Source organism: Streptomyces sp. P5F9, from assembly GCF_057961495.1.
This window is the reverse complement of the sequence record NZ_JBXVPZ010000505.1, coordinates 780-6,565: the sequence shown is the minus strand read 5'-3', so window position 1 is coordinate 6,565 and position 5,786 is coordinate 780. Positions and strand designations below refer to the sequence as shown.

Genomic DNA, 5,786 nt, shown 5'->3' with positions numbered 1-5,786 from the left:
GGGCAGGAGTGTCCGCGGGCGGGATCGGAGGCAGGGCATTCTGCGTCGGCGGAACCGCGGTGTGCGCCGTGAGACGGTGTCGTGCCTGAGCGACCTTGAGACCTTCGGCCTCGATCACGGACCGGCACTGCCGGACGATCTGCCGGAGGGTGGGCCTGTCCTGGGGTGCGTACGACAGCATCGCCGTGAGGAGGGGGACCAGAGCGGCCGGTGCGTCGGTCAGGTCGGGCTCGTGTTCCTGTTGCGTGATCAGGTTGAAGAGGGCGGGGATGCTGTCCGCCTGGAACGGATAATGGCCCGTCACCGAGTACAGCAGGACGGCGCCGAGCGCGTACACATCGACCGGTGATGTCAGCGGCTTGACACCGTTGGCCTGCTCGGGGGCCATGCAGGCGGGGCTGCCCATCACCGTGTTGGGGGCGGTGAGCGAGGCGCTGGACTCCGTGAACACCGCGAGCCCGAAGTCGATGATCTTCGGGCCGTTGGGGCCGAGGAGGATGTTCGCGGGCTTGAGATCCCGGTGCAGCAGACCCTGCTTGTGGACCCCGGACAGCCCCTCCGCGAGGGTCGCTCCGAGCGAGGCCGCGAGGACCGCGGGGAGAGGCCCATGGGTGGCGACATGTTTCCGCAGGTCCGGTCCGTCGACATACTCGGTGGCCAGCCAGGGCTGCTCCGCCTCGGGGTCCGCGTCCATGAACGCCGCGATGCGCGGGCCCCAGATCGTCTTGAGAACCTCGACCTCCTGGGCGAAGCGCAACCGGGTCTCCGAGTCGACCACCGAAGGCTTGATGACCTTGACCGCGGCAGGCTCCCCGCCCGGGGACTCTCCGAGATAGACCTGCCCCATGCCGCCGTGTCCGATCCGGCCCAGCAGCTCGAAATCGCCGAGCTCCGTCGGATCCTCGGGGCTCAGCGGCGCCGCGTTCACCTGAGTCCTGTCCCTTCGCCCTGGCCAGCCGATATGTGCCAGTCGTAACCGTAGTCCAACGCATGCCTCGCCGAAGCCGGTCTCGTGGGAGCGGACTCAGGGGAGACGGAGGCCGACCTTCGGGGGTGGATATCAGGACGTTCGGCCTGGCTGAAATAGCTGTTCCTGCTGTGCCGCGCGGAGGCATCTGCTACATAGCGTGATACGGGGTGGTCAGGTGTGAATGGCGGCCCCTTCTCCGACTCGACCGGTCCGTGGAGGTTGCTCCCGAATGCAAGCCAGTCCAACGTGGGGTGCCGCGCACTCCGGCGGGGAAGATCCCGGACTCCAGCCGTTGCGCAGGGCGCTGCACGGATGGCGCGACTCACTGATCGACATGGGTGGGCGCAACAAACTGCTGAACTTCCGGCACAGCAAGTCCGCGACGCTGGAGATCGAGTCGCCGCCCGCTTCCGACGTACTCGCTGTGCTCGGACGGGGCTGGGACTTCGCTCCCGTCGGCGACGACGGTGAGGAAGAGGAACGCGACAGGAGGCGACGGCCCGGCGGCCTGGTCACGCAGAAGGCGACCCAGGCCGGACTGGACAGCGCCCTGAACAGGCTTCGCCAGCAGTCGCGGCAGGCGTTCAACGACTACGGCCTCTGGCTGCTGTGGCTGGGCGTCGGCATGCTCGACTGGAAGGACGGCGACGCCCAGGAGGGAACCAGCGCAGCTCCCCTCCTCCTCGTACCCGTCGAAGTGCACCGCGACGGGCAGGGGCGGACGCGGCTGCGGGCCGCCGAGGACCAGGACCGTATGCACAATCCGGCCCTCGCCGTCAGGCTCGCCCGCGCCGGAGTCGACTGGACCCCGGTGACGGACGCCGACGCCGACGACCTGCCGTCCGTGCTGGCGGCGGCCCGCCGGATCGCCGCCGGACAGAGCGGCTGGGCCGTCAGTGAACGGGTCGTGCTCGGACTGTTCCAGTCGCACAAGGAGGCCATGTACCAGGACCTCCAGCAGAACGAGGACATGATCCTCGAACATCCGCTGATCCGGGCTGTCGCCCTTGGCCCCGACTCCGGACTGCCCGACGAGCTGATCGGCTTCGAGCCACCCGCGCTCGACCGGATCGACGAAGTCCAGCTGCCGGAGCACACGCCCCTCGTCCTCGACGCGGACGCCTCGCAACGGCAGTGCATCGCGGCGGCGCTCGACGGACGGTCGTTCGTGATGAGCGGTCCGCCCGGCACGGGCAAGAGCCAGACCATCACCAACGTGATCGCCGCGCTGATGCACGCCGGACGCAGCGTCCTCTTCGTCAGCGAGAAGGCCGCCGCGCTCGATGTCGTACGCAACCGGCTGCGCGGTGTCGGACTCGGAGACTTCGTACTCGCCCTGCACAGCGGAAACACCACGAAGAAGGCCGTTGCCACCGAACTCGGCCGGGTGCTGACCACGCAGATACGCGCGACAGGGGCAGCCGCGCACGAACTCGACCGGGCGCGGCGGCTGCGGGAGGAACTGTCCGCGTACGCCGCGGCGATGAACGAAACCCGGGAGCCGCTTGAGCGAACGCTGCACGACGTCCTCGGACGTCTCGTCCTGCTCGATCAGGAAGACACTCCCCAACTGACCCTCCGCAGCGGCAGTTCGGAGCGAATCCGTAAGCTCAGCGCCGGAGCTCTGCGGGAACTGGTCACGGCGGCGAGGGCGGTCAGCAGGGCATGGCGGCCCGCAGCGGAGGGCGACGCCTTCGCGTGGCATGGACTGGTGGGCGCCGCCCCACTCCCTGTCCTGAACGAGGCGGCTGACGCGCTCGCCGCGCTTCAGGCCGCGGCCGAACGCCGGCCGTTCGCTGCCGCACGCGCTCTGCCCGGCACGGTTCACGAGGTGGGTGAGTTCGTACGTGCGCTACGGGCGGGCCTGCCGACGCGGGCGCCCTCGACCGCGGACGTGCTGCCGGAAGACCCCTCGGTGCTGCTGGCACAGCTGGCGGACAGTCTCGGCATGCCGAAGCCGGGCACTCCCGAAGAGGCTTTCTCCCTCTGCGAGTTGACGGACCTCACGCAAGCGGCCTGCCGTCCACCGGCGGCGTGGTTCGACTCGGCGGTGCTGAATCGTGCGCAGGCCGCGGCGGATGAGTTGCGCCGCGCCACGGAGGCGGAGACCGAGGCCCGGGCGACGGCGGAAGATGTCTTCGGCGAGCAGGTTCTGGCGGCGACGGACCTGCCAGGGCTCGTCGAGCGGTTCGCGACTCGGCACAAGGGGCTGATGGCGCGCTTCGGCGAACAGTTCAAGGCCGACCGCAAGGCGGCGATGGCACTCACCAGAAACGGCGCATGGGACAAGGCGTACGCGTCTCGCCTTCCCCAGGCGCTGGCATGGCAGCGGGCGGCAGCCGAGACAGCGCGGCTCCTCGCAGAGCATGCCGCACTGCTCGGCCCGTACACGCCGGGCGACCGGGACGGTTTCGAATCCCTCGACAGGGCCTTGACCGTGGCGTACCGCATTGGTGCGCTGACCCACGGCGCGGCGCGGCGTGACCTCCTTGTCGCGAAGCTGGCCGACGGAATGACCGCCGATCCGTTGATCGAGCTCCAGACCGACACGGTCCGTGCGGCCCTGGCCGACTGGTGCGACATCGCGGAACGGCGTGCCGGGCAGTGGGAGCACGACGCCGACCGGTTGCTCGGCCTGTTCGACGACGTACGCCGTATCCGGCTGTACCCGATGGTGAAGGGGACGCTGGATCAGGCCCGGCACGCGCTGGCCGTTCTGCAGGCGGACCCGCTCGGCCCAGAGGAATGGAGGGCCCACAGCGACGGGCTCGGTGCACTGAACCAGTACGGGGCGGGCGAACTCGCACAGCGCTGCGCGGAGCGCGGTATCGCCCCCGAACTCCTGCCCGCCATCGTCGAACGGGCCCTGCTACAGGCCTGGACGGACGCCGTCTACGTCGTCGATCCGCGGCTGCGCGTCACCCGCTCCGCCGACCTGGACAGCAGGCTCGCGGACTTCCGCGAAGCCGACAGGCGGCTTGTCGCGGCGGCGCACGGTGCCGTGATCGAGGCCTGCAACAGCCGCAGGCCGCGCAGCTTCGGCGCCGGAGCCGCCGCGGTGATCACACGGCAGGCGGAACTGAAGACCCGGCACATGCCGGTGCGCGACCTGCTCGGACGTACCCGGGAAGTCGTCCGGCTGGTCAAGCCCTGTTTCATGATGAGTCCACTGACGGTCAGCCAATTCCTGCCTGCCGACTACCGGTTCGATGTGGTCATCTTCGACGAGGCATCCCAGGTCCGGCCGAGCGACGCCGTGAACTCCATCTACCGGGGCCGTGCTCTCGTCGTCGCCGGTGACGAGAAACAGCTGCCTCCCACGTCGTTCTTCGACGCGTCCGTAGGGGATGAACCGGACGAGTACGACGAGGACGTGCCCGATACCTTCGAGTCACTGCTCGACGCGTGCAAGGCCGGGGCGATGCGCGTACTGCCGCTGCGATGGCACTATCGCAGCCGTCACGAGGACCTGATCACCTTCAGCAACCGTTCGTTCTACAAGAACTCCATGGTTACCTTCCCCGGCGCACGCGACAACGGAAACGATGTAGGGGTCGCCTTCTTCAAGGCCGACGGAAGATATGACAGGGCCGGCCGCAGGGACAATGTCGTCGAGGCAGAACTCGTGGCCGGTCGTGTCATCCACCACTTCGACACGCGCGCCGGCAGCAGCCTCGGCGTTGTGGCGCTTTCTCAGGCTCAGGCCTCGGCGATCGACCTGGCTGTCCAACACGCGAGAGCCGCCCGGCCCGATCTGGACCGCTGGTTCACCGAGGACCGGCTCGACGGTTTCTTCGTCAAGAATCTGGAGTCGGTACAGGGCGACGAGCGTGACGTCATGATCATGTCGGTCGGCTACGGTCCGGACGAACACGACAGGCTCGGCCTGAACTTCGGCCCCATCAACCGGGACGGGGGGTGGCGACGGCTCAACGTGGCGGTGACCAGGGCCCGTTACCGCATGGAGGTCGTCTCCTCCTTCCAAGGCGGCAGGCTCGGCGAGAGCCAGAACGAGAGTGTCCAGCACCTCAAGCGCTACCTGGAATACGCGGAGAACGGCCCGGCCGTGCTGGCGCGCGACATCGTTCAGGACACCACCGCCGACACCGAGAGCCCCTTCGAGGAATCCGTTCTGAACGTGCTCCGGGGGTGGGGCCATGACGTGCAGCCGCAGGTCGGGGTCGCCGGATACCGCGTCGACCTGGGGCTACGACACCCCGCTGCCCCGGGTTCGTACGCCTTGGGCATTGAGTGCGACGGGGCGATGTACCACTCGTCACGTGTTGCTCGGGACCGGGACAGGCTTCGCCAGCAGGTGCTCGAAGGGCTTGGCTGGAAGCTCCACCGGATCTGGGGCACCGACTGGTACCGGGACAGGGCGGCTGCCGAGCGGCGGTTGCGCGAGGCCGTGGAACAGTCAGTCGCGCAGGAACCGCCCGGCGACTTCCGACAGGGGGCCGCCACGGGGTCCGACGATCCCTCCGGCTCGGGTCCTGCGCATACTGCCGAGGTCCGGGGCGCGCTCGATGTTCGCAGTGTGGCCGAACCCGAGCGCGTGCCGGTAGCCACTCGCTCCGAGAGGCCGTGGAGCACTGTCTACAAGACTGCCGAGGTGCACGTGTCCTCGGCTGCAGAGCTGCACACTCCTGAAGCGCGCCGCGGGATTCGGCGCACTCTCATGCAGATCATCGAGGCGGAGGGGCCGCTTCACGAGGACCTGCTGGTGCAACGGACGCGTGAGGCCTGGAGAGTGGCGAAAGCCGGCAGCCGGATCAGGGACAACATTCACCAGGTGCTGAGCGAGCTGGTGCGGGAG

At 68.7% G+C, this 5,786-nt stretch carries 2 protein-coding genes; one reads left to right on the top strand and one right to left on the bottom strand.

Features of this window, described 5'->3' with window-relative positions; all coding sequences use genetic code 11:
- Nucleotides 1–928: serine/threonine-protein kinase (locus AC31A1_RS43855; protein ID WP_489658667.1), on the bottom strand; the 928-nt coding region annotated here is incomplete at its 3' end.
- 271 nt (nt 929–1,199) lie between these two features.
- Here AC31A1_RS43855 and AC31A1_RS43850 point away from each other — a divergent pair.
- Nucleotides 1,200–5,786: DUF3320 domain-containing protein (locus tag AC31A1_RS43850; RefSeq protein ID WP_489658666.1), on the top strand; the 4,587-nt coding region annotated here is incomplete at its 3' end.